The organism is Morganella morganii, from assembly GCF_019243775.1.
Taxonomy (GTDB): Bacteria; Pseudomonadota; Gammaproteobacteria; order Enterobacterales; family Enterobacteriaceae; genus Morganella; species Morganella morganii.
The window spans coordinates 3,478,210-3,501,572 of sequence record NZ_CP069157.1 but is presented as its reverse complement, the minus strand read 5'-3'; the positions used below and the strand labels follow the sequence as shown (position 1 = coordinate 3,501,572).

The following is a 23,363-nucleotide window of genomic DNA, read 5'->3' as shown; positions in this document are numbered from 1 at the left end:
CGCTTTCTCTTTTATTATTGTGGTAGTGATGCTGTGTCAGGCCAGAGCCTGCTGTAAATCAGCCAGTAAATCGCCGATATCTTCGATGCCGACAGACAAACGCAGTGTGCTGTCAAAAACACCGATGGATTCGCGCTCTTCGCGGGTCATGGAGCCGTGGGACATGGTCGCGGAGTGATTCACCATGCTTTCCACGCCGCCCAGCGATTCAGCGAGCACAAAATAGCGCAGTTTTTTCACAAATGCTTCGGTTTCTGCGAGGCCGCCTTTCAGCTGAATAGTGACCACGGCACCGCCGGTGCGCATCTGTTTTTTGCATAACTCATATTGCGGATGATCTTTCAGGCCCGGATAAAATACTTTTTCAATCTTGTCGTGACCGGACAGGAATTCCGCCACGGCCTGTGCATTGCTGCATTGTGCCGCCATCCGCAGTGCCAGGGTTTTCAGGCCGCGCAGAGCGAGATAAGCATCAAACGGAGAGGCAATCGCGCCGGTGGTGGTTTTCAGGAAATTCAGTCTTTCCGCGAGATCGTCACGGTTAGTGATCACCGCGCCGCCGATCAAGTCAGAGTGACCACCGATATATTTACTGGAGGAGACCATGATCAGATCCGCACCCATGGTCAGGGGCTTCTGGTTCCACGGTGTCGCGAAGGTGTTATCGATGCAGGTTACGATATTGTGTTCTCTGGCCAGTCCGCAGATGGCTTCAATATCAACCAGTTCCAGTAACGGGTTGGTCGGGCTTTCTATCCAGATCATGCGGGTATTGTCTTTGATTTTGCTGCGTACTGCGGCTAAATCATTGAGATCAACATAATCGAACTCATGGCCGCAGTTCTCTTTTGCCACGCGCTCAAACAGACGGAATGTCCCGCCGTACACGCCTTTCATCGCAATAATATGGGAGCCCTGCGGGAAGATATTCAGCACCAGTGCCGCAGCAGCTACACCGGAGGCGGTCGCGGTGGCGTAAGTCCCTTCCTCGACATCGGCCAGCAGTGTTTCATAGGCGTGGCGGGTCGGGTTACTGACGCGGGAATAGGCATATTCGCCGTGTTCGCTCAGGCTGGTCTGCACAAACGTACTGGCGGTGGTGATCGCCGGGAAAATAGCATGGTTTACTTTATCCTGCTGCTGTCCGCCGTGGATCAGCACAGTGGCAATTTTCTTACTCATAGTTGGTGTCCTGTAAAATATGCGATGAATATTTAATGGTTATTGTAATGGCCGGATAGTGGCACAGGTAGTCAGAAAAAATTTTCTAAAAAAAATTCCGCTGCCGCAGACGGCAGAGAATAAATTTCTCTGTTATAAAATAAGTGTTATATATCAGACAATTGCATGTTTTATATGAATGAGAGGTGAATCACACTATGAATAATAAGGTTATTATTTTTATTTTACGGTCAAAAAAACCGGGCTGATTTTGCCCGGTTTCTGGTGTCTGAGAGTAAAAAAGGTGTGCAGGGGGATCAGTTCCGCACCAGGTCAACAGGGTAGGAATTGAACAGATAACCATCAAAGTCCGGGTCATCGACATCCGACAGCTCCAGCAGGCGCTGTTTTACATTTTCCAGATGCTGCCACATGGCTTCTTTGGCCGCCGCCGGGTCTTTCTTAATCATGGCGGCGAGGATCACCTGGTGATCGGTCATCCACTCTTTGCGGTAATCTTTATTGGTGATGCGCGTATGCAGCTTCAGCCACATCGGGTTGTTTTCCCGCCATGCCCAGGATTGTTTCAGTAACTCCACCAGCATGCTGTTATGGGTCGCCTGCGCGATGGCCAGGTGAAACTCGCGGTCGCCGGTTTCATCTTCCCCGGTTTTCAGTTCGTCGCGTTCCCGCTGCAGGGCACTGCGCATATTGGCGATATCCACCGGTGTGGCCTGGGTGGCGGCAAATTCCGCGATATTGCTTTCCAGCAGCTGCCGCGCCTGTAACAGCTCAAACGGACCGGCGGCATTGAGCGAACCGTTATCCGTATAACCGTCTTTCTGATGCGGCAGGTCAGTAATATAGATACCGGATCCTTTACGGACCTCTATCAGGTTTTCCAGTTCCAGCATAATAAGTGCCTCGCGTACCACGGTACGGGACACACTGAGCATCTCAGCAATTTCGCGCTCAGGAGGAAGCTTATCACCCACAGCATAGTGCATATTGGTGATCATCTGACGCAATGCGTGGCCAACTTCCTGATAAGGACGTTTTGATTCGATAAATTGAGTCATCTGTGGTGCCATAAATAAAATGAAATCGGAGTCAGTTTACCAGATATTGGTCAACCAAAAATGATTTTGATGACTATAATATAAAATAAACCACCCAATATTGGTAATACAGGGTGGTTTATCTGAGAGGTGCAACGAAGATTATTTCACGTCGCGGATACGATCTGCCATTTTGGATAACTCAGGGTTGGACTTGGCAATATCGTCATACATCGGTTTTACCGCATCCTGGAAGGTGACTTTATCAACGGTGATAAATTCAACACCCTGCTTCTCAACTTTCGCACGTTCTTCTTTCTCTGAGGCTTCCCAGAGTTTCGCCATTGTCTGTGCGGAGTCTTTGGCTGCCTGCTTCACAATTTCCTGCTGTTCCGGTGTCAGCTTATCCAGTGATTTGGTCGACATCACCAGCACATCCGGCACCATTGTATGCTCATCCAGAGAGAAGAACTTGGTGACTTCGCTGTGACGGCTCAGTGTATAGGACGGGATATTGTTTTCTGCCGCATCCACCACGCCCTGCTGTAAGGCGGTATAGAGTTCACCGTAAGCCAGCGGGGTCGGGTTACCGCCGAGTGCTTTTACCATTGAGATAGCCGTCGGGCTCGGCTGTACGCGGATTTTCAGACCTTTCAGATCGTCCGGTGTGCGGATAGGTTTCTTGGCATAGAAGCTGCGCGCGCCCGCATCATAGTAAGTCAGACCGACAAACCCGCTGTCTTTGCTGGAGTCGAGGATCTCCTGTCCGATATCACCGTAGATAATTTTTTCGTAGTGTGGTTTGTCACGGAACAGGTAAGGCAGGTTAAAGACGGAGTAAGCCGGTGAGAAAGCTTCCAGTTCAGCAGCATTGGATTTGACGATATCCAGTGCACCGTTCTGCATTAATTCCATGGATTCACGCTGGTTGCCCAATTGCGCGTCCGGGTAGATACGGATGCGGACGTCACCGTTTGTTTTGGTTTTTACGTCATCCGCAAACTGTGTCATGGCTTTGTGAACAGCATGATCACGGTTCTGGTTATGGCTGAGTTTCAGCGTGGTGGCGGCGAAAGCCTGGGTAGCGCTGAGAGCAAATACCGCGCCGATAACAGTGCTGAGGATACGTTTGCTGTTTTTCACGTTAGGGTTCTCCGGAGGAAAATGAGCTTCTTATTATGTTGTCTCACCTTAATCACAAGTCACTAAGTGGTCAAAAGGTAAACCTTCATTGGTTGACCACTATCACAAAATAACCCCAATCTCTGGTTAACCAAATCATAATGTGATCACCGTCACTCACTGTTTTCAGCGGGATAGACTATGCTCGAACAGCAAAATTTGTATTTGGTGTGACAGTTGCCAAATTGGTTAACCAAAATAAGAACAAGGACAAGGCCAATGAAAAACCTTGTAGCGCTGATTAATAAAGGGCTTGCTGTTTTTACTATCTGTTTATCAGCATTCCTGGTGTTCTGTGTGACATGGCAGGTGTTATCCCGCTATATCCTCAGCTCCCCGAGTACCATTACTGATGAACTCGCCCGTTACCTTTTTATGTGGGTCGCCATGATTGGTGCGGCTTACACCACAGGACAACACCGGCACCTCGCGATTGATCTTCTCGTTATGAAACTGTCAGGTGCAAGAAAGCAGTTTGTCAGTTTATTTATCCAGATTGCCATTATTGCCTTTGCAGGCATTGTGCTGGTGTACGGCGGCAGCACACTGGTCTCTTCCACACTGGAAAGCGGTCAGATCACCCCGGCACTGGGCTGGCAGATGGGTTACATCTATCTCTGTTTACCAATCAGCGGCTTACTGATGATTATGTATGCACTGGTTGATATCTTTTCACTCTTTCAGCCGGGTTCAGCAAATACTGAACTGACTGACAGCCATTAATGGTGCGATGAGAGGTTAATTATGGATTGGTATGTGATTGCCGCGCTCTTCGGCACCTTTGCGTTTCTGCTGGTTCTCAGTGTTCCGGTTTCCTTCGCTATCGGCCTGTCATCGTTAGTGGCGATAGCCATGACGCTGCCGCTCGACTCCGCGATTACTGTTGTCGCCCAGCGTATGGCGGCAGGGGTGGATAACTTCTCGCTGCTGGCGATCCCGTTCTTTATTCTCGCCGGTAACATTATGAACCAGGGCGGTATCGCTGCCCGGCTGATTAATGTGGCAAAAGTGATCGGCGGTCGTCTGCCGGGCTCACTGCTGCACGTGAATATCATGGCGAACATGCTGTTTGGTGCGATTTCCGGTTCTGCAGTGGCTTCTGCGGCTGCGGTCGGCGGCACCATGTCCCCGATGCAGAAAAAAGAGGGGTATGACCCGGAACTGTCCGCTGCGGTGAATATTGCGTCCTGCCCGTCAGGTCTGTTGATCCCGCCGAGCAACACGCTGATTGTTTACTCGCTGGTTTCCGGTGGTACGTCGATTGCCGCGCTGTTCCTGGCCGGGTATATTCCGGGCATCCTGATGGGGCTGTCTCTGATGATCGTTTCCGGGATTATCGCGAAAAAACGCGGTTATCCGGTTGCACCGCGCCCGACATGGAATGAGTTTTTCTCAACCGTCTGGAAAGCTGTTCCGTCACTGATGCTGATCGTGGTGATTATGGGCGGGATTATCGCCGGTATCTTTACCGCGACAGAAGCATCCGCGATTGCCGTAATCTACAGCTTTGTTCTGGCCGTGATTATTTATCGTGAAGTCAGTTTCAGCCGCCTGCCGAAAATTATTCTGGAATCGGCAGTGACGACTTCTATCGTGCTGCTCCTGATCGGTGCCTCCATGGGGATGTCATGGGCGATGGCGAACGCGGATCTGCCGTATCTGATTGCTGACGGTCTGATGGCGATTTCCGATAACGCGCTGACTATCCTGCTGGTCATTAACATCATCCTGCTGATTGTCGGTATCTTTATGGATATGACGCCGGCGGTGCTGATTTTCACCCCGATTTTCCTGCCTGTCGCCATGGATATGGGGATTGACCCGGTACACTTCGGGATCATCATGACATTCAACCTGGCTATCGGTATCTGTACCCCGCCGGTCGGCAGCGCACTGTTTGTCGGGTGTTCCGTGGGCGGCGTCAGTATTGATAAAGTCCTGAAACCACTGGTGCCGATGTATATCGCACTGATTGCGGCGCTGGCGGTGGTGACCTATTTCCCTCAGCTCAGCCTGTGGCTGCCTGAGTTAGTCCTGAACTATACACCATCGTAATACCGGTGTTGTCACTCATCTGCCCTGCCGGATGAGTGACCGTTTTGGTTTACCGATTTAGTGAAATGAAAGTAACAAAAACGCACTTTTCGTTGATGTATTTTTATTTACAGTAAAAACAATAAATTAATCATAAAACAAAATGTGATATTGGTTGACCAATATTGTTTTCAGGCTTGACGTCTCTCTGTGTTGATAGGAAGATGACAACGCTGTACACGTGACAGCAAGGTTTGACAGCAATACTCGCCACACTGGGGATTTAATTGGTCAACCAAATACACAGTGATGATATTCGCGGAGCATAAACGAGGTTTAGTATGAAACAAACTTGGCGTTGGTACGGACCGGCAGATCCGGTTACTTTATCTGATATTCGTCAGGCGGGCGCTACCGGTATCGTGACAGCGCTGCACCATATCCCGAACGGTGAAGTCTGGACCACAGACGAAATTCAGAAGCGCAAGGCGCTGATTGAAGCTAACCATCTGGAATGGACCGTGGTTGAGAGTGTGCCTATCCACGAAGACATCAAAACACAGACCGGTGAGTATGAAAAATGGATTGCCAACTATCAGCAATCGCTGCGTAACCTCGCCGCCTGCGGGATTTATACTGTCTGCTACAACTTCATGCCGGTTCTTGACTGGACCCGTACTGACCTGGAATATGAGCTGCCGGACGGCTCAAAAGCATTACGTTTTGATCAGATTGAATTTGCGGTGTTCGAAATTTACCTCTTACAGCGCGAAGGGGCTGAGCAGGACTACACCGCAGAAGAACTTGCGCAGGCCAAAACCCGCTTTGAAACCATGCGGGATGACGAAAAACAAAAACTGATAAACAATATTATTGCCGGTCTTCCGGGTGCGGAAGAAGGCTATACACTTGAACAATTCCGCCAGCACCTGAAACGTTACGCCGGTATCGATAAAGCGAAATTACGTGAGCACTTTGCGTATTTCCTGAATAAAATCATTCCGGTGGCTGAAGAGTGCGGCCTGAAAATGGCTGTGCATCCTGATGATCCTCCGCGTCCTATCCTCGGCCTGCCGCGCATTGTCTCCACGATTGAAGATATGCAGTGGATGGCGGATACCGTCAACAGTGATGCCAACGGTTACACCATGTGCACCGGCTCTTACGGCGTGCGTGCTGACAACGACCTGGTCAATATGATTCAGACCTTTGGTCCGCGGATTTACTTCCTGCATCTGCGTTCAACCATGCGCGAAGAAAACCCGAATACTTTCCACGAAGCGGCGCATCTGGCCGGTGATGTGGATATGTATAATGTGATCAGCGCGGTTGCCGCCGAAGAGAACCGCCGCCGTGAGAGCGGCTCTGAGTCCCTGATCCCGATGCGTCCGGATCACGGCCATCAGATGCTGGATGACCTGAAGAAGAAAACCAACCCGGGCTATTCCGCCATCGGCCGTCTGAAAGGGCTGGCTGAAATCCGTGGTCTGGAAATGGGTATTCACCGCGCATTCTATACAAAATAATATCTCATACCTTTGTACCTGCCGGGCTGCGGGATCTCTCCCGCAGCCTGCTCCCCGGGAGCCTGTAATGGAAAAGAATCTTGTCACTGCGGACATCACCGCAACGCGTCCTGACTGGACGACTGATCGTCTCACCACCCGTATTGTTCACCTCGGCTGCGGCGCGTTTCACCGCGCACATCAGGCGCTGTATACCCATCACGTATTAGAAAAAACAGACAGCGACTGGGGTTACTGCGAAGTTAACCTGATGTCGGCACAGGATGCGGCACTGATCGAAGGGCTGAAAGCCCAGTCCATGCTGTATACCGTGGCGGAGAAAGGGGCGGATAAAACAGAGCTGAAAATTATCGGTTCAATGAAGGAAGCGATGCACCCGCTGATCGACGGTATTGATGCGGTGATTGAGAAAATGGCGTCTCCGGATGTCAGTATTGTTTCCCTGACTGTGACCGAAAAAGGCTACTGCACCGATCCGGCGACCGGGCAGCTTGACCCGGAAAATGCACTGATTAAACAGGATCTGGCCACACCGGAGACCCCGCGCTCTGCTATCGGCTACATCACTGCAGCACTGAAACGCCGTCGTGAACGCGGTCTGCCGCCGTTTACTGTGCTCTCCTGTGACAACGTCCGTGAGAATGGTCATGTTGCCCGTGAAGCCGTACTCGGCCTGGCGCGGTTACAGGATCCGGCGCTGGCGGCGTGGATTGAATCCAATGTCACTTTCCCGTGCACCATGGTTGACCGCATTGTCCCGGCTGCCACCCCGGAAACACTGGCGGAAATCGCACAGCTTCTGGGAACGGAAGATAACTGTGCTATCGCCTGTGAGCCGTTCCGTCAGTGGGTGATTGAAGATAACTTCGTGAACGGCCGCCCTGAGTGGGATTGCGCCGGTGCACAGTTTGTGCAGGATGTGGTGCCGTTTGAATTAATGAAGCTGCGGATGCTCAACGGCAGCCACTCCTTCCTGGCGTATCTCGGCTATCTCGGTGGTTATGCCCATATTTCCGATACCATGACCAACCCGGATTACCGCAAAGCCGCCCGTGCACTGATGCTGGATGAGCAGGCGCCGACCCTCACCATGCCGGAAGAAACCGACCTGGTCGCCTATGCGGATAACCTGATTGACCGCTTTACCAACCCGTCCCTGAAACATCAGACCTGGCAGATTGCGATGGACGGCAGCCAGAAGCTCCCGCAGCGTCTGCTGGACCCGGTAGCGCAGCATATTGCGGACGGCAGCGATTACCGCCACCTGGTGCTGGGCGTGGCGGGCTGGATGCGTTATGTCAGCGGCACCGATGAGCAGGGCAACAAAATCGATGTGCGTGACCCGCTGGCAGAAACCTTCGCGGCTATCTATGCAAAACACGGCCTGTCTGTGGCGGTGGTGGATGAGCTGCTGGCAATTGAATCCATTTTCGGTGACAGCCTGCCGAAACAGCAGGGCTTTGTTGATGCGGTGAAACGCGCGTATCAGCAGTTACTTGATGTCGGTGCCCGTCAGGCCGTTGCCGCACTGTAATCCCGGAGAGTTTATGAAACAGTTTCTTTGCGAAGACTTTTTACTGCACAGCGACATTGCCCGCCGTCTATATCATGACTACGCGGCGGACATGCCAATCTATGACTATCACTGTCACCTGAATCCGCGCGAAATCGCGGAAAACCGCCGTTTTGATAACCTCGGGCAGATCTGGCTGGAAGGGGATCACTACAAATGGCGCGGCATGCGTTCGGCGGGGATCCCGGAGCAGCTTATCACCGGGCGCGACAGCAGTGATTATGAAAAATATCAGGCGTGGGCAAAAACCGTGCCGATGACTCTCGGTAACCCGCTGTATCACTGGACTCATCTGGAACTGCGCCGCCCGTTCGGTATCACCGGCAAAGTGTTCGGGCCGGAAACGGCGCAGAGCATCTGGGATGAAGCGAATGAAAAACTGGCGCAACCTGAATTTTCCGCGCGCGGCATTATGCAGCAGATGAATGTGCATATGGTCGGCACAACAGATGACCCGGCAGATTCGCTGGAATACCACCGGCAGATTGCGCAGGATGACAGCTTTGATATTGAAGTGCGTCCGAGCTGGCGTCCGGATCGTGCTTTTAAAATTGAACTGGACGGCTTCACGGACTATATCGCGAAGCTCGGACAGAGTGCTGATGTGGATATCCGCCGTTTCAGCGACCTGCTGACCGCGCTGGAACGCCGTCTGGTACACTTTGCGCAGCATGGTTGTGTTGCCTCTGACCACGGCATTGAGATCCTGCGCTACGCACCGGTACCGGATGAATCGGTGCTGGATGCGATTCTGCAGAAACGTCTCGCCGGGGAAATCCCTGATGAAACCGCCACCGCGCAGTTCGCAACGGCGGTGCTGGTCTGGCTCGGAAAGCAGTATGCGAAACGCGGCTGGGTGATGCAGTTGCACATCGGTGCGCTGCGCAACAACAATACGCGCATGTTTAAGCTGCTCGGTGCCGACAGCGGTTTTGATTCCATCGGTGATGCGCCGGTGGCTTATCCGCTTTCACGTCTGCTTGATGAAATGGATAAAACCGATGAACTGCCGCGCACCATCCTTTACTGCCTGAATCCGCGTGATAACGAAGTGCTGGCGACCATGATCGGCAACTTCCAGGGCGGCGGTATCGCAGGTAAAGTGCAGTTCGGTTCCGGCTGGTGGTTCAACGACCAGAAAGACGGCATGCAGCGTCAGCTCGAACAGCTGTCACAACTGGGACTGTTAAGCCAGTTTGTCGGGATGCTGACAGATTCCCGCAGTTTCCTGTCCTATACTCGTCATGAATACTTCCGCCGTATTCTGTGTAATATGCTCGGTACGCTGGCGGTAAATGGTGAAATTCCGGCGGATGAGAATATGCTGGGACAGATGGTGCGTGATATCTGTTTCAATAATGCACAGCGTTATTTTTCCGCTGCAAAAGGTGAATAATGACAGTGAAACGCATTGGTCTGATCGGCGAGTGCATGATTGAACTCAACGGTGCGCCGTTCGGGGAGATGGTTCAGCGCTACGGGGGTGATGCCCTGAACAGTGCGGTTTATCTGGCCCGTGCGGCCGGAGACGCCGTTGAGGTGAATTTTATCTCTGCCATGGGAACCGACCCGCTCAGTAAAGGTATGATCAGCCGCTGGCAGGCGGAAGGGGTCAATACTGCGCATGTGCTGATCGATCCGCATCATCAGCCGGGGTTATACCTTATCCAGCTGGATGAGCAGGGCGAGCGCACGTTTCTTTACTGGCGCAATGATTCGGCGGCGCGTTATCTTATCCGCCATCCGGAATACCCGGCGCTGCTGGCACAGATGGCGCAGATGGATGCCATTTACCTCAGCGGGATCAGCCTTGCCATTCTGCCGCCGCAAGACCGGCTGCAACTGCTGGATGACCTGAAAACGCTGTCACAGCAGGGCAAGACCATTCTGTTTGACAGCAACTACCGCCCGGCACTGTGGGCGGATGAAAATGAAACCCGTGACTGTTATCAGGCAATGTATGCACTGACCGACATGGCACTGGTCACTGATGATGATGAAGCACGTCTGTGGGGCGACAGCGACCGCAACTCCACCTTTGCCCGTCTGGCAAAAGCCGGGGTGAAGCAGGCGATTATAAAAGCGGGTGCTCAGGGGTGTGACTACCGTGATCTGCGCACTGACGCACCGGCCATCACTATTGCCACCACCCCGGCGGAACAGGTGGTTGATACCACGTCAGCCGGTGATGCATTCAACGCCGGGTTCCTGGCGGGCTGGCTGACCGGCGCGGATATTGAACGCGCTGCCCGGATGGGCCACCGGCTTGCGGGTGTGGTGATTCAGCACAAAGGGGCGATTATCCCGCAGGCGGCGACCCGCCCGGTCACTGATACTTTACTGAATAACACGTTTTAACGGGAAAAGAGGAGAACGAGATGTCCGAATTACAGGCAATGATTACCCGTTTCCGGCAGCTGAAAATTGTGCCGGTGATCGCCGTGGATAACGCGGAAGATATTATCCCGTTAGGCAATGCGCTGGCGGATAACGGTCTGCCGGTGGCGGAAATCACTTTCCGTACTGAATGTGCGGCGGAAGCGATCAAACTGCTGCGCGAAGCCCGCCCGGATATGCTGGTGGGCGCGGGAACCGTGATTAACCGCGAGCAGGTGCGTCAGGCGAAAGCCGCCGGGGCACAGTTTGTCGTCTCTCCCGGTCTGAACCCGAACACCGTGCAGGCGTGTCAGCAGATTGATATCCCGATTGTGCCGGGGATTAACAACCCCAGCGCGGTTGAGCAGGCACTGGAGCTGGGCATCGATTTTGTGAAATTCTTCCCGGCAGAGCCGTCAGGCGGTATTCCGATGATCAAAGCCATGCTGGCGCCGTATCATCAGTTACAGGTGATGCCGACCGGTGGTATCGGGCTGAACAATATCCGCGACTATCTGGCTATCCCGCAGATTGTGGCCTGCGGCGGCTCGTGGATGGTTCCGGCTTCGCTTATCAAAGCAAAAGACTGGGCAGCCATCGGCAAACTGGCGCGTGAAGCCAGTGAGTTTGTGAAATAAGGATTTTTTACCGTTCCGGCAGCAGATCCCCTCTCTGCTGCCGTATTATCTGTTTTCTCCCGCCTGTAACATTCCGAATCATCAATTATCCTGTTGTTTTTACAGAGATTCCGGAACTATGACCGTTCGCAAAGATATTTTTTTAATCAGTTGTATATGCTGGTGAATCATACTGCTTTTCAGACGGGCCTTCTGTGTTGCATAAATATTATCCCTTCAGTCTGCGTGACAAACTCATATTGATGGCCATTCTGCTGGTCACCGTGCCGACACTTATCATCGGTTATTTTGTGGAAACAGAGGGGCGTTCCGCGTTGTTGCAGGAGAAACGGAACAAACTCTATTCCGTTGCCGGTCTGCTGGAACAGGCACTGAATGATGAATATGACCTTGCCGCATCCCTGCCGCGTGACCAGCGCCTGGCGCTGATCAGCGAAAAACTGTATCCGGCGGCGGAAATTATCACTTCCACCTTCCCCGGGGTCGGCGCCGGGTATTACCACCGTAAACTCGACGGTATTGTGACCTATTCTCCGCGTGCCCGTTACGGCAACAAAACCGGTACCCGAATCAGTGAGGATCACCCCGGCCGTCATGTGATGGCAACGGGAGAGCCGGAGGTCGGCTGGGGAAGCCAGGTGCGCGGTAATATTATGAACGCCATGATTCCTGTCAGGCGTAACGGCGAGGTGATCGGCTATATCTGGGCGAACGAACTGACGGATGATATTGACCGCCAGGCGCTGGCGATGGATGTCAAAATTATCGCGGTCATTGCACTCGGGATCCTGTTCAGTCTGCTGATTATTATCGTCTTTTCCCGTCATTTCAGCCGGGATATCGGCGCGATTAAAAGCGGCCTCAGTGATCTCTCCCGTGATCTCAATACCCATCTGCCGATGATGAAAGGGGAAATGGGGGAGATCAGCGACAGCGTCAACGCCCTGGCACAGACACTGCGGGAGATGAAAACCCTCAACGAACTGATTATTGAAAGTGCGGCGGACGGCGTGATCGCGGTGGATATCAACGGCTGTGTCACCATGATTAACCCGGCGGCGGAAGAAATAACCGGCTATCTGGAGCGGGATCTGCACGGCAAATATTACGGTGACGTTTTTGAGGGGCGCAGTTTCTCCAGCCCGGTTCTCGATACCCTGAAGCGCGGTATTGAGCACGTCAGTCTGGAAATTGCCTATCCCGCCCGTGACCGCACCATTCAGATAAACGTCAGCACCAGCCGCATCCGTAATGCGGGCGGGGAGCTTATCGGCGCGCTGGTGATATTTAAAGATCTTACTGCGCAGAAAGAGGTTCAGCGCCGTATGCAGCAGGCGGAAAAACTCGCGACACTCGGCGAGCTGATGGCGGGAGTGGCCCATGAGGTGCGTAACCCGCTGACGGCGATCAGCGGTTTCGTGCAGATCCTCAAAGAACTGGAAAATCACCCGGATAAACTGGAATATATCAGTATTATTCTCAAGGAAGTGGATTCCATTGACCGGATCATCCGCCAGCTGCTTGATTTCTCCCGGCCGCAGACCGGCACATTCCGCCCGATCAGCGTCAACCGGCTGATTGAGGAAGCCCTGGTGCTGGTCAAAACCAAAGGGGTGGAGGCACGGGTCACCTTTACCTGGGAGCCGGATGACACACTGCCGCTGATTGAGGCCAACAGCGAACTGCTGCGTCAGGTGCTGCTCAATATCATGATAAACGCGGTGCAGTCGATTCCGGCCAGAGGCAATCTCTTTATCTCTACCTGTTACATGGAAGAGCAGCGGGTCATGGTGGTGATCCGCGACGACGGCACCGGAATTCCGGCGGCGCTGCAGAAGAAAATTTTTGACCCGTTCTTTACCACCAAAGCCTCGGGAACCGGGCTGGGACTGGCTATCAGCCAGCGGATCATTGCCGGTCACGGCGGTGATATTTTCCTTGAAAGTCAGGAACATCATGGAACGACGTTCACCATAACGTTGCCGATAACGCAGGGTAAGAAAAATGATTACACATAAATCGTACCGGCTTCTGATAGTTGATGATGAAAAGAATCTCTGCCGGATGTTACAGACCGCCTTTTCTATTGATGGTCATGAAACCCGGGTGGCGGAGGACGGCGAGGCGGCACTGATAAGCTTTGTGCAGGATAAACCGGATGTGGTACTGATGGATATCCGTATGCCGAAACTGGACGGCATTGAGGCCCTCAAACGGATGCGGGAGCTGAACCCGGAAGTGCCGGTCATTCTGATGACCGCCTATGCCGCTGTGGAAACCGCAGTGGACGCGCTGCGTCTCGGGGCGTTTGATTATGTGATAAAGCCCTTTGACCTGACGGAGCTGAAACTGCTTATCTCCCGTGCATTACAGTTGCAGGAGATGAAACAGGAAATTAATCTGCTGCACCGCGAACTGAGCGACAGCTACCAGTGGGGACGGGTACTGACCCGTAACCCGAAAATGATGGAAATCTGCCGCGATATCGCCAAAGTCTCGCGCAGTCAGGCGACAGTGCTTATCACTGGGGAAAGCGGCACCGGGAAGGAAGTGGTGGCGCGGGCGATCCATTACAACAGTGAAAGAGCCAACGGCCCCTTTATTAAAGTGAACTGCGGGGCGCTGCCCGGCTCGCTGTTGGAAAGTGAACTGTTCGGCCATGAAAAGGGCGCATTTACCGGGGCGCAGGTACAGCGTCAGGGGTTATTTGAACGTGCCAGTGGCGGGACATTGCTGCTTGATGAGGTCGGTGAGATGCCGGCGGATTTACAGGTGAAACTGCTGCGGGTGGTGCAGGAGAAAGAATTCGAGCGGGTCGGCGGCAGTAAAACTATCCGTGTGGATATCCGCATTATTGCCGCGACCAACCGCGATATGCATGAACGGGTGCGGGAAGGGCATTTCCGCCAGGATCTGTTTTACCGCCTCAATGTCATTCACCTGAATCTGCCGCCGCTGCGTGAGCGGCCGGAGGATGTGGGTTTGCTGGCTTCCCATTTTCTGCAGAAATTCAGTCAGGAAAATAACCGCGATATTGTCGAGCTGGCGCCGGAAACGCTGGCATTACTGATGAACTACCAGTGGCCGGGTAATGTGCGGGAGATTTCCAACGTGATTGAGCGGGCAGTGATTATGAGCACCGGTTATGTGATTTTCCCCGAAGATCTGCCGGAGCAGTTACTGGCACAGGTCCGCAGCCAGCCGGTGGCACTGATTCCGGTCACGCAGGAGCCGGGCCTGAACCTGAAAGAGAATATTAAAGCTTACGAGAAAGAGCTGATTATTTCCGCCCTGGCGGAATTTCAGAATAACAAAACCCATACCGCATCTGCGCTGGGGATCAGCCGCCGGGCATTAATGTATAAATTGCAGGAATACGATATTGAATAATTAATAATAATTTTATAAAAATAATTTTAAAAAGCACGGTGAAAATAAATTCACCGTGCTTTTTTTGTTGTGAATAAATTTTCACACTGTGCATTTTATTTCACCATCAGGAATGAATCATTTATTTATAATATGTTAATAAGTTTATTTTTATAATATTTAAAGCAATATATATCAGTAAGTTAGAGTGATGTAAATATAACAAAATACAGGTTTTATTATTGGCATAGCGCTTGCTATTACCTTTGTGTCTATATTTTTTTATAAAAGGGAAGTGCTATGAAGAATAAACAAATAACGGTGAAAAAAGCCGGTGAATTTTTTCGTGACGGCATGACAATTATGGTCGGCGGATTTATGGGGGTCGGTACACCGCCGCGTTTAATGACTGAATTATTAGAATCCGGCGTCAAAGAGTTAACCATTATCGCCAATGATACCGCATTCGTGGATACCGGCCTGGGCCCGCTGATTGTCAACGGACGGGTGAAAAAAGTCATCGCTTCCCACATCGGGACAAACCCGGAAACCGGGCGGCGCATGATCGCCGGTGAAATGGAAGTACAGCTGATCCCGCAGGGCACGCTGGCAGAGCAAATCCGCTGCGGCGGTGCCGGGCTGGGCGGATTCCTCACCCCGACCGGTGTCGGTACGGTCGTGGAAGAAGGCAAACAGAAAATTACCCTCGATGGCCGCGATTATCTCCTCGAACTTCCCCTCCGCGCTGACCTGGCGCTGATTCAGGCACAAAAAGCCGACCCGCTCGGCAACCTCACCTATGACCTCAGTGCCCGCAACTTTAACCCGCTGATGGCACTGGCGGCGGATATCACCATTGCCGAGCCGGATGAAATGGTCGCGGTGGGGGATATCGACCCGGATTGTGTTGCCACACCAGGGGCAATTATTGACTGGCTGATTGCAGAATAAGGAAAACATCATGAATGCAAAAGAATTAATCGCCCGCCGTGTGGCACTTGAACTGAATGACGGTGATGTGGTGAACCTCGGGATCGGGCTGCCGACACAGGTGGCGAACTATCTGCCGGAAGGCGTGCATATCACATTACAGTCAGAAAACGGCTTTCTCGGCCTCGGGCCGGTAACCACGCCGGATAAGAATCTGGTCAATGCAGGCGGTCAGCCGTGCGGCATCCTGCCGGGCGCGTCGATGTTTGACAGCGCCTTCTCCTTCGCCCTGATCCGCGGCGGTCATGTGGATGCCAGCGTACTGGGCGGCTTACAGGTGGATGAACAGGCCAACCTCGCCAACTGGGTGGTACCGGGCAAAATGGTGCCGGGTATGGGCGGTGCGATGGATCTCGTGACCGGTGCACGCAAAGTGATCATAGCCATGGAGCACTGTGCAAAAGACGGTTCCGCCAAAATCCTGCCGGAGTGCACCATGCCGCTGACCGCCGTGAAAGCGGTGGATGTGCTGGTAACGGAACTGGCGTTATTCCGCTTTGAAAACGATCAGATGATTTTGTGTGAATACGCGCCGGGTACGGATATCGATACTATCCGCGAAAAAACCGCCGCGCATTTTATTGTTTCACCGGCTATCTGTGAAATGCCGCTGGTGACTGCGGGGGAAGCCGTATGATAGGACGCATCTCACGAGTCATGACCCGTGTGGTGAGCCGTTATCTGCCGGATCCGCTGATCTTCGCAATGCTGCTGACCATGCTGACGTTTATCATCGCGCTGGCACTCACACCAAGCACACCAATGGATCTGGTGAACTTATGGGGGAACGGATTCTGGAACCTGCTGGCGTTCGGGATGCAGATGGCGCTGATCATCGTGACCGGTCACGCGCTGGCCAGCTCCCCGCCGGTTAAACGTATTCTGCGGCTGACTGCCTCACTGGCAAAAACCCCGGTTCAGGGGGTGATGCTGGTGACGTTTTTCGGTTCGGTTGCCTGTGTCATTAACTGGGGATTCGGCCTGGTGGTCGGGGCGATGTTTGCCCGCGAAGTGGCCCGCCGTGTACCGGGCTCTGACTACCCGCTGCTGATCGCCTGTGCCTATATCGGGTTTATGACCTGGGGCGGCGGTTTCTCCGGCTCTATGCCGCTGCTGGCCGCCACACCGGGTAACCCTGTCGAGCATATCGCCGGGCTTATTCCTGTCAGCCAGACCATGTTCACCGGGTATAACCTGTTTATCACCCTGACACTGATTCTGGTGATGCCGTTTGTCACCCGCATGATGATGCCGCGCAAAGACGACATCATGATGATCGACCCTGCGCTGCTCGAAGAAGAGCCGGATTTCCAGAAAAAATTACCGGAAGACGCGCCGGTTTCTCTCCGGATGGAAGAAAGCCGCCTTATCGCATGGATTATCGGGATTCTGGGCTTCACGTTCCTCGGCATGTATTTCATCAAAAACGGTTTCAACATCACCATTAACACCGTGAATATGATTTTCCTGCTGACCGGTCTGCTGCTGCATAAAACCCCTATGGCGTATATGCGTGCCGTCAGTGCCGCCGCCCGCAGTACCGCCGGGATCCTCGTGCAGTTCCCGTTCTATGCCGGTATCCAGCTCATGATGGAAGGCTCCGGACTGGGCGGGCTTATCACTGAATTCTTTATCAACGTCGCCAACAAAGAAACCTTCCCGCTGATGACGTTCTTCAGCTCTGCGCTGATCAACTTTGCCGTGCCGTCAGGCGGCGGTCACTGGGTGATTCAGGGGCCGTTTGTTATTCCGGCTGCCCAGGCGCTGGGGGCTGATCTCGGTAAGTCCGTGATGGCGATTGCCTACGGTGAACAGTGGATGAACATGGCGCAGCCGTTCTGGGCGCTTCCTGCACTGGCGATCGCCGGGCTGGGGGTCAGGGACATTATGGGGTACTGCATCACCGCCCTGCTGCTCTCGGCACCGATTTTCATTATCGGCCTCGCTTTCTTCTGACAGATACTAAACAGTAAGGATTTCGCAATGGAAAATATCGTTATTGTCAGTGCCGTGCGTACCGCAATCGGCAACTTTAACGGCGCACTGGCGGGTGTCAGTGCCGTGGAACTCGGCTCGGCAGTGGTCAGCGCGTTACTGAAAAAACGCAGCTGGAACCGGGGCTGGTGGATGAAGTGATTATGGGGAACGTGCTACAGGCCGGACTCGGACAGAACCCTGCGCGCCAGATCCTGCTGCGCAGCGGTATACCGGAAAGCGCCTGTGCTTTCACCGTCAATAAAGTGTGCGGCTCCGGCCTGAAGAGTGTTGCGCTGGGCGCACAGGCGATCAGCAGCGGTGACGCGGACATTATTATCGCGGGCGGCACGGAAAATATGAGTCAGGCGCCGTATCTGCTCGACAGCCGTGCCCGCTGGGGTTACCGCCTGGGCGACGGTGCAGTGCATGATGTGATTCTGCGTGACGGGCTGTTATGTGCCGAGAATAACTATCACATGGGGATCACAGCGGAGAACATCGCCAAAGCCTATAACCTGACCCGCGAAGAGCAGGATGCACTGGCACTGTCATCACAGCAGAAAGCCGTCAGCGCGATTGAGCGCGGCGCCTTTAAGGCTGAAATCGTGCCGGTGACGGTGAAAAGCCGTAAAGGGGATATCGTGGTGGATACCGATGAATTCCCGAAAGCCGGATCAACGGCAGAAGGGCTGGCGAAACTGCGCCCGGCCTTTGATAAAGCGGGAACGGTGACTGCCGGTAATGCCTCCGGTATCAATGACGGTGCGGCAGCTCTGATGCTGATGACGGAAACCCGTGCTAAATCACTGGGACTGACACCGCTTGCCCGCATCCGGGGTTATGCCTCCGGCGGGGTTTCACCGTCGATGATGGGGCTGGGGCCGGTTCCGGCCACGCGGAAAGTGCTGGAGAAAACGGGGCTGTCACTGAAGGATATCGATCTTATCGAAGCCAACGAAGCATTTGCCTCCCAATTTCTCGCGGTCGGCCGTGACCTGGGTTTTGATCCTGACAAAGTAAACATCAACGGCGGGGCGATTGCCCTGGGTCACCCGATTGGTGCTAGTGGTGCCCGTATCCTGGTGACACTGCTGCATGCATTACAGGCTCAGAATAAAACCACCGGTCTGGCGACACTCTGTATCGGTGGCGGGCAGGGGATCGCGATGGTGATTGAACGTCTGTAATCCGGTGAAATAACAGGCGGATATTCAGCCGGTGGCAGGGTAACTGTCACCGGCTTTTTTGTGCCGGTTTCTGTGTTTCTGACAAAATTCGAATTAAGTTAATTTTTCGTGTAAAATATTTACATTAATTTAATTTATTAACTGCGGTTTGCTGTTCATATTAGGATGAGTCATCAACCTATTATGCTGAAATCCGATGTGTGGGATCAAACACACTTTTTCACATCCTGTAAAAACTCGGAATTTGTATTTGAATGGAGTGAAAACATATTTTTTTTTCTAATTATTTGGTATATAACACTTATTCTACTAATTCATTGTACTTTCAATCGATTAATATTTTGTAATATTATTTCGTTACACTATGATTTTAAAGGCGAAATATATCGAAACATTCAGTCTCATTTACCCCCTCATGTACTCACAAACAGCATAACCTTTGGTTTTTCAAAAATGGCCCTATGTACGATAAACTACTTATAGTTTTAAGTGTTTTTTCTATGATCAGTGAGCTAAATAAGGAATTTTAGTGATGGTCTTTATAGGGTTATTGATTAATGATGAAGAAATATGCGATATCCGAAGCTATCGGACAGGTTATCAGACAATACCGGACCAATGCAGGTTTAACCACAAAGCAGCTGGCACACAGAATAGGGATTAGCCAGCAGCAGCTCTCGCGTTATGAGCGGGGGGTAAACCGTATTGATGTGGATACGTTGTTGCGTGTCAGTCTGGCCTTTAAACTCACTCCGGGTCGTTTCTTTGAGGAAATGAATATGACCGGCACCGGGCTGGATGACATTCTTTATGAAAATGAAGAAGGGGATATTCAGGAAATCCGGATGAGCCTTATTGCGGACAGTATTATTTCCCCGCGCGATTTTTAATCACCATAATTTCCGCTTTTAAATAAAAAAGACAGACCAGTACAGCTGATTTGCGGATTACTGTACGGGTTTGCCGTGCCCGCCATCCGGCAGAAACAAAACTGTAATACAGATGACAGAGCAGCACCGGGACAAATTTCAGACGAAAAAAAGCGGGAGATGATATCTCCCGCAATATGCTAACCAATCAAGGAACTTAATAATATATTGGTCAGAAGGACAGAGGTTTTTTTATTCAGACTGCGGTGCTGAGTTTTTTAACTTTCCGGAACCGGTGCTGTGACCGGTTCCGGGTTTTACTTTATTTCAGTCAGTGCGGGGCACCGACGGATGGCCTGTTTTCTCTTACCCGTCACTCAAGGTATTTGAAGAACGGTGCGATGAGCAGCAGGATACCGAAGCCCATAACACACCAGGCTTTCCAGTCTTTGAATTTTTTCAGTTTCGCGACACGGAATACCAGGTAAACAGGAATTAAGCAGGAAACGATAGCGTATAACGGACTACCAATCTGGAAGAAGACAACCACGGAGAACCCTGTTGACACCCATGCAGTCAGTAATGCAACGATGAAGACAGAGATACAGATGTTTAATACGGTGTGGTTGATTTTCTCTTTATCCATGAAGCGGGAAAGGATGTTAACCGCAAGGCCTTTCACTGATTCCTGGAAGCCCAGATAGATACCGAAGAATGCTGTCAGAACTGCAAAGATGTTCAGAACGGTGGTCATCACACTCACGACCGCGCCCGGGATAACCTGAGCAGCAATAGCCAGTGCAGAAATGTTCTGTTCAAACGCGGATACGGCCTGCTCATGACTGATAGAGAACGTAAAGGAGAATGAGAAGAACAGGATGATTGTCACCAGGGTGATATAGGCCACGCGGTGAGCGCGGATAGCACGGTAGGTGGCAACACGTTTGTCTGATTCCAGTTTACGGTACGCGATGTTCATCGGGTTCAGAATCTGAACGAAGACCGCAGAGAAGAACGCAAACGGTACAGTCAGCAGCACGTCACGGGTAAAGTCACCAATCGGCGGGAATGCAGTGATGTTATTGAAATCCCAGTGAGGGATCATCACCAGACCCAGCGATACAATGATACCGACTTTGACGATAACCATCGGACCGGAGATTTTAAACAGCAGTTTCTCGCCCTTGGAGGCAATGAAAATCAGCGCGGCAAAGACAGCCACACGATAGATCAGTGAGCTTGAAAGCACACCCTCTGTAACACCAAACGTATGGAGATAAGAGGCACTGTCGAAAATAACAGAGAGAGAGTAAATAAAGATACCGTGGATAAGCATCAGGAAGTAAATAACTCCCAGCGCCACACCCCAGTTACTGCCCAGATACTGTGTGATTATGTTTGTGTAGTCTTCACATTCTTCACTTTCAGACAGCGTATTCATGTACAGCTTCTGCAACATATAGGTTGCCGGATACGCAATCATGAAAGCTAAAATAAATACCCAAATACCTTTCAGACCGATCTGAATCGGCATTACAACGGTACCGGCACCGATCGCCATACCAATACAAAGTACTACCCAGCCGGCGTCATACATTGTAAATGGTATTTTGCCCAGCGCTTTCGCGGAATTCTCGGTTGAGGTCATGTCCGCCATACTAAGCCCCCTTGGTTTTCATAATAATTTATTGTGATTATGGTTTCTAAAAAATTTCAGCACTGCGTTGTTCTTTTTATTACCGCTAAAAATAACCTGTTAAATACTTAAAAAGCACGCCGGAGAGAATTCAGAGTGGCTCTCAATGAATTTTTCCGCGTGCTTCGTGTACTCACCCCGTCTGTGTGTTAACGGCAAATGAGGTGAGTACATACTGCAGGACTTAATTTTCCGCTCTGGTCTTAAGCAACTGCTTTCGCAATAGCCTGTTCCAGGTCAGCAATGATGTCTTCAGGTGTTTCCAGACCGACAGAGATACGAATCAGACCATCGGTGATACCTGCTTTCAGACGCTCTTCAGCCGGAACCGGAGAGTGAGTCATTGATGCAGGGTGCTGAATCAGAGTTTCAGTATCGCCCAGGCTTACTGCCAGCATGCATAACTCAACAGAGTCCATCACTTTACGGCCTGCTTCGATACCGCCTTTGATTTCAAAGCTGATCATACCGCCGAAGTTGCTCATCTGTTTTTTCGCTAACTCGTGCTGCGGGTGAGACGGCAGACCAGGGTAGAATACTGCTTCTACGTTCGGGTTAGATTCCAGATATTTAGCCACTTTCATTGCGTTAGAGCAGTGACGTTCCATACGGACGTGCAGTGTTTTCAGACCGCGCAGGGTTAACCATGCGTTGAACGGGCTCATTACACCACCGGTGATGTCTTTAACACCAACCAGACGGGCAGGAACCAGGAAGTCAGCAGGACCGACAATCACACCACCGATAACGTCGCCGTGGCCGTTGATGTATTTGGTCACACTGTGAACCACGATGTCTGCACCTAATTCCAGAGGACGCTGGCAGTACGGAGACATGAAGGTGTTATCCACAACCAGCATTGCGCCGCCTTCGTGAGCAACATTTGCCGCTGCTTCGAGGTCGATCATTGCCAGAGTCGGGTTAGCCGGAGTTTCGACGTAAACCATTTTGGTGTTTGGTTTCATCGCCGCTTTGATGTTCGCAGGGTCATTTGCACGAACGAAAGTGACTTCGATACCGAATTTAGGCAGGGTGTGAGACAGCAGAGCATAAGTACAGCCGTACAGAGTGTCAGAAGCAACGATATGGTCGCCCTGGCCGCACATAGTCAGGATAGTGGTAGAGATAGCTGCGATACCGGAAGAAGTCGCCAGCGCTGCTTCGCCGTTTTCCAGTACACGCATTTTTTCTTCTAATGCTGCGTTAGTAGGGTTACCTAAACGTGAGTAGATATAACCTTCTTCTTCTAATGCGAAACGTGCTGCCCCTTGTGCTGCGCTGTCGAAGACGAATGTAGAGGTCTGATAGATTGGGGTTGATAACGCACCAGTCAGTGGATCAGCCTGCTGGCCAGCGTGAACAATCTTAGTGTCATAACCTTTATTCGTATAATCGTGCATAAATCCTCCAAAGAATAATTTTTTATTATGCCAACATGTGTTGTTGTTGCAGTAATAAAAGCAATAGCCGTGCCAACTCAGGAGTTATTTTTATAACACATTGAATTAAAAGAGATAAATAATTTTAAGGTATAGATTAGACAAAGTCAGTGCGGAGGAAGTGGAAAGCGGACTGTAAGTAAAAATGACAAAGTGGAAAGAAAGTTGACAGTAAGTTGCCACTTTCTGATAGTGAGGTTAATCACATTGAGGGATAAAACCGGACTTGCGTCACATTATAGCCCCAAAAGGGAAGGGTGATCCAGATCTCTTTTTAAATTTTTTCCT

At 51.7% G+C, this 23,363-nt stretch carries 18 protein-coding genes and 1 pseudogene; 14 read left to right on the top strand and 5 right to left on the bottom strand.

Annotated elements, in window-relative coordinates:
- Positions 1 to 36: 36 nt before the first annotated feature.
- The 3 genes from JL661_RS16760 to JL661_RS16750 form a co-directional block, all read right to left on the bottom strand.
- Positions 37 to 1,182 carry a trans-sulfuration enzyme family protein gene (locus tag JL661_RS16760; protein ID WP_004237924.1) on the bottom strand — a complete coding sequence of 382 codons (1,146 nt, stop codon included), beginning with the start codon at positions 1,180 to 1,182 and terminating at the stop codon, positions 37 to 39.
- Positions 1,183 to 1,478: 296 nt separating this feature from the next.
- The gene (locus tag JL661_RS16755; protein WP_370597971.1) at positions 1,479 to 2,240 is read right to left on the bottom strand and encodes an FCD domain-containing protein; all 762 of its coding nucleotides are present in this window, start codon (positions 2,238 to 2,240) and stop codon (positions 1,479 to 1,481) included.
- A gap of 141 nt (positions 2,241 to 2,381) precedes the next feature.
- Positions 2,382 to 3,362, bottom strand: coding sequence for a TRAP transporter substrate-binding protein (locus JL661_RS16750; RefSeq protein WP_015422348.1), 981 nt, complete (start codon positions 3,360 to 3,362; stop codon positions 2,382 to 2,384).
- Between the two features lie 258 nt (positions 3,363 to 3,620).
- Between JL661_RS16750 and JL661_RS16745 the strand changes: the two genes are divergently transcribed.
- From JL661_RS16745 to JL661_RS16680, 14 genes and pseudogenes are all read left to right on the top strand, one after another.
- Positions 3,621 to 4,124: a TRAP transporter small permease gene (locus JL661_RS16745; protein WP_004237927.1), complete on the top strand. Its 504-nt coding sequence runs from the start codon at positions 3,621 to 3,623 to the stop codon at positions 4,122 to 4,124.
- Between the two features lie 21 nt (positions 4,125 to 4,145).
- Positions 4,146 to 5,456, top strand: coding sequence for a TRAP transporter large permease (locus JL661_RS16740; RefSeq protein WP_004237928.1), 1,311 nt, complete (start codon positions 4,146 to 4,148; stop codon positions 5,454 to 5,456).
- Positions 5,457 to 5,776: 320 nt separating this feature from the next.
- Positions 5,777 to 6,961: a mannonate dehydratase gene (gene uxuA / locus JL661_RS16735; protein WP_004237929.1), complete on the top strand. Its 1,185-nt coding sequence runs from the start codon at positions 5,777 to 5,779 to the stop codon at positions 6,959 to 6,961.
- 67 nt (positions 6,962 to 7,028) lie between these two features.
- On the top strand, positions 7,029 to 8,495 hold the full coding sequence (locus tag JL661_RS16730; protein WP_062773338.1) for a fructuronate reductase: 1,467 nt from the start codon (positions 7,029 to 7,031) through the stop codon (positions 8,493 to 8,495).
- Positions 8,496 to 8,508: 13 nt separating this feature from the next.
- On the top strand, positions 8,509 to 9,930 hold the full coding sequence (uxaC, locus tag JL661_RS16725) for a glucuronate isomerase (RefSeq protein WP_004237931.1): 1,422 nt from the start codon (positions 8,509 to 8,511) through the stop codon (positions 9,928 to 9,930).
- On the top strand, positions 9,930 to 10,892 hold the full coding sequence (locus tag JL661_RS16720) for a sugar kinase (protein ID WP_004237932.1): 963 nt from the start codon (positions 9,930 to 9,932) through the stop codon (positions 10,890 to 10,892). The genes uxaC and JL661_RS16720 overlap by 1 nt, the downstream gene beginning before the upstream one ends.
- A 20-nt stretch (positions 10,893 to 10,912) precedes the next feature.
- Positions 10,913 to 11,548, top strand: a complete 636-nt coding sequence (locus JL661_RS16715; RefSeq protein ID WP_004237933.1) for a bifunctional 4-hydroxy-2-oxoglutarate aldolase/2-dehydro-3-deoxy-phosphogluconate aldolase — start codon at positions 10,913 to 10,915, stop codon at positions 11,546 to 11,548.
- Between the two features lie 242 nt (positions 11,549 to 11,790).
- On the top strand, positions 11,791 to 13,566 hold the full coding sequence (gene atoS, locus JL661_RS16710) for a two-component system sensor histidine kinase AtoS (protein ID WP_004237934.1): 1,776 nt from the start codon (positions 11,791 to 11,793) through the stop codon (positions 13,564 to 13,566).
- Positions 13,553 to 14,938 (top strand): acetoacetate metabolism transcriptional regulator AtoC, encoded by a 1,386-nt coding sequence (gene atoC / locus JL661_RS16705; RefSeq protein WP_004237935.1) that lies wholly within the window; start codon positions 13,553 to 13,555, stop codon positions 14,936 to 14,938. Before atoS ends, atoC begins: the two co-directional genes overlap by 14 nt.
- Before the next feature lie 279 nt (positions 14,939 to 15,217).
- On the top strand, positions 15,218 to 15,868 hold the full coding sequence (gene atoD / locus JL661_RS16700) for an acetate CoA-transferase subunit alpha (RefSeq protein ID WP_004237936.1): 651 nt from the start codon (positions 15,218 to 15,220) through the stop codon (positions 15,866 to 15,868).
- Positions 15,869 to 15,878: 10 nt separating this feature from the next.
- Entirely contained in the window at positions 15,879 to 16,544 is a 666-nt protein-coding gene (locus JL661_RS16695; protein ID WP_036424804.1) for a 3-oxoacid CoA-transferase subunit B, read from the top strand.
- Positions 16,541 to 17,863, top strand: coding sequence for a TIGR00366 family protein (locus JL661_RS16690; RefSeq protein ID WP_015422346.1), 1,323 nt, complete (start codon positions 16,541 to 16,543; stop codon positions 17,861 to 17,863). The genes JL661_RS16695 and JL661_RS16690 overlap by 4 nt, the downstream gene beginning before the upstream one ends.
- A gap of 27 nt (positions 17,864 to 17,890) precedes the next feature.
- Positions 17,891 to 19,071 (top strand): annotated as a pseudogene (locus JL661_RS16685) (acetyl-CoA C-acetyltransferase).
- A 557-nt stretch (positions 19,072 to 19,628) separates the two neighbouring features.
- Positions 19,629 to 19,961 carry a helix-turn-helix domain-containing protein gene (locus tag JL661_RS16680; protein ID WP_004237940.1) on the top strand — a complete coding sequence of 111 codons (333 nt, stop codon included), beginning with the start codon at positions 19,629 to 19,631 and terminating at the stop codon, positions 19,959 to 19,961.
- A 352-nt stretch (positions 19,962 to 20,313) separates the two neighbouring features.
- Here the strand turns inward: JL661_RS16680 and JL661_RS16675 are convergent, their stop codons facing one another.
- A complete protein-coding gene (locus JL661_RS16675; protein ID WP_004237942.1) occupies positions 20,314 to 21,597 on the bottom strand; it encodes an SLC5/6 family protein in 1,284 nt (427 codons plus the stop codon).
- 242 nt (positions 21,598 to 21,839) lie between these two features.
- Positions 21,840 to 23,036 (bottom strand): methionine gamma-lyase, encoded by a 1,197-nt coding sequence (megL, locus tag JL661_RS16670; RefSeq protein WP_004904656.1) that lies wholly within the window; start codon positions 23,034 to 23,036, stop codon positions 21,840 to 21,842.
- Positions 23,037 to 23,363: the final 327 nt, after the last annotated feature.

Bases quoted from the DNA above. Each gene is read 5' to 3' on its own strand.
- JL661_RS16760 (WP_004237924.1), bottom strand. From the start codon at position 1,182: ATGAGTAAGAAAATTGCCACTGTGCTGATCCACGGCGGACAGCAGCAG.
- JL661_RS16755 (WP_370597971.1), bottom strand. From the start codon at position 2,240: ATGACTCAATTTATCGAATCAAAACGTCCTTATCAGGAAGTTGGCCAC.
- JL661_RS16745 (WP_004237927.1), top strand. From the start codon at position 3,621: ATGAAAAACCTTGTAGCGCTGATTAATAAAGGGCTTGCTGTTTTTACT.
- JL661_RS16740 (WP_004237928.1), top strand. From the start codon at position 4,146: ATGGATTGGTATGTGATTGCCGCGCTCTTCGGCACCTTTGCGTTTCTG.
- uxuA (WP_004237929.1), top strand. From the start codon at position 5,777: ATGAAACAAACTTGGCGTTGGTACGGACCGGCAGATCCGGTTACTTTA.
- JL661_RS16730 (WP_062773338.1), top strand. From the start codon at position 7,029: ATGGAAAAGAATCTTGTCACTGCGGACATCACCGCAACGCGTCCTGAC.
- uxaC (WP_004237931.1), top strand. From the start codon at position 8,509: ATGAAACAGTTTCTTTGCGAAGACTTTTTACTGCACAGCGACATTGCC.
- JL661_RS16720 (WP_004237932.1), top strand. From the start codon at position 9,930: ATGACAGTGAAACGCATTGGTCTGATCGGCGAGTGCATGATTGAACTC.
- JL661_RS16715 (WP_004237933.1), top strand. From the start codon at position 10,913: ATGTCCGAATTACAGGCAATGATTACCCGTTTCCGGCAGCTGAAAATT.
- atoS (WP_004237934.1), top strand. From the start codon at position 11,791: ATGGCCATTCTGCTGGTCACCGTGCCGACACTTATCATCGGTTATTTT.
- atoC (WP_004237935.1), top strand. From the start codon at position 13,553: ATGATTACACATAAATCGTACCGGCTTCTGATAGTTGATGATGAAAAG.
- atoD (WP_004237936.1), top strand. From the start codon at position 15,218: ATGAAGAATAAACAAATAACGGTGAAAAAAGCCGGTGAATTTTTTCGT.
- JL661_RS16695 (WP_036424804.1), top strand. From the start codon at position 15,879: ATGAATGCAAAAGAATTAATCGCCCGCCGTGTGGCACTTGAACTGAAT.
- JL661_RS16690 (WP_015422346.1), top strand. From the start codon at position 16,541: ATGATAGGACGCATCTCACGAGTCATGACCCGTGTGGTGAGCCGTTAT.
- JL661_RS16680 (WP_004237940.1), top strand. From the start codon at position 19,629: ATGATGAAGAAATATGCGATATCCGAAGCTATCGGACAGGTTATCAGA.
- JL661_RS16675 (WP_004237942.1), bottom strand. From the start codon at position 21,597: ATGGCGGACATGACCTCAACCGAGAATTCCGCGAAAGCGCTGGGCAAA.
- megL (WP_004904656.1), bottom strand. From the start codon at position 23,036: ATGCACGATTATACGAATAAAGGTTATGACACTAAGATTGTTCACGCT.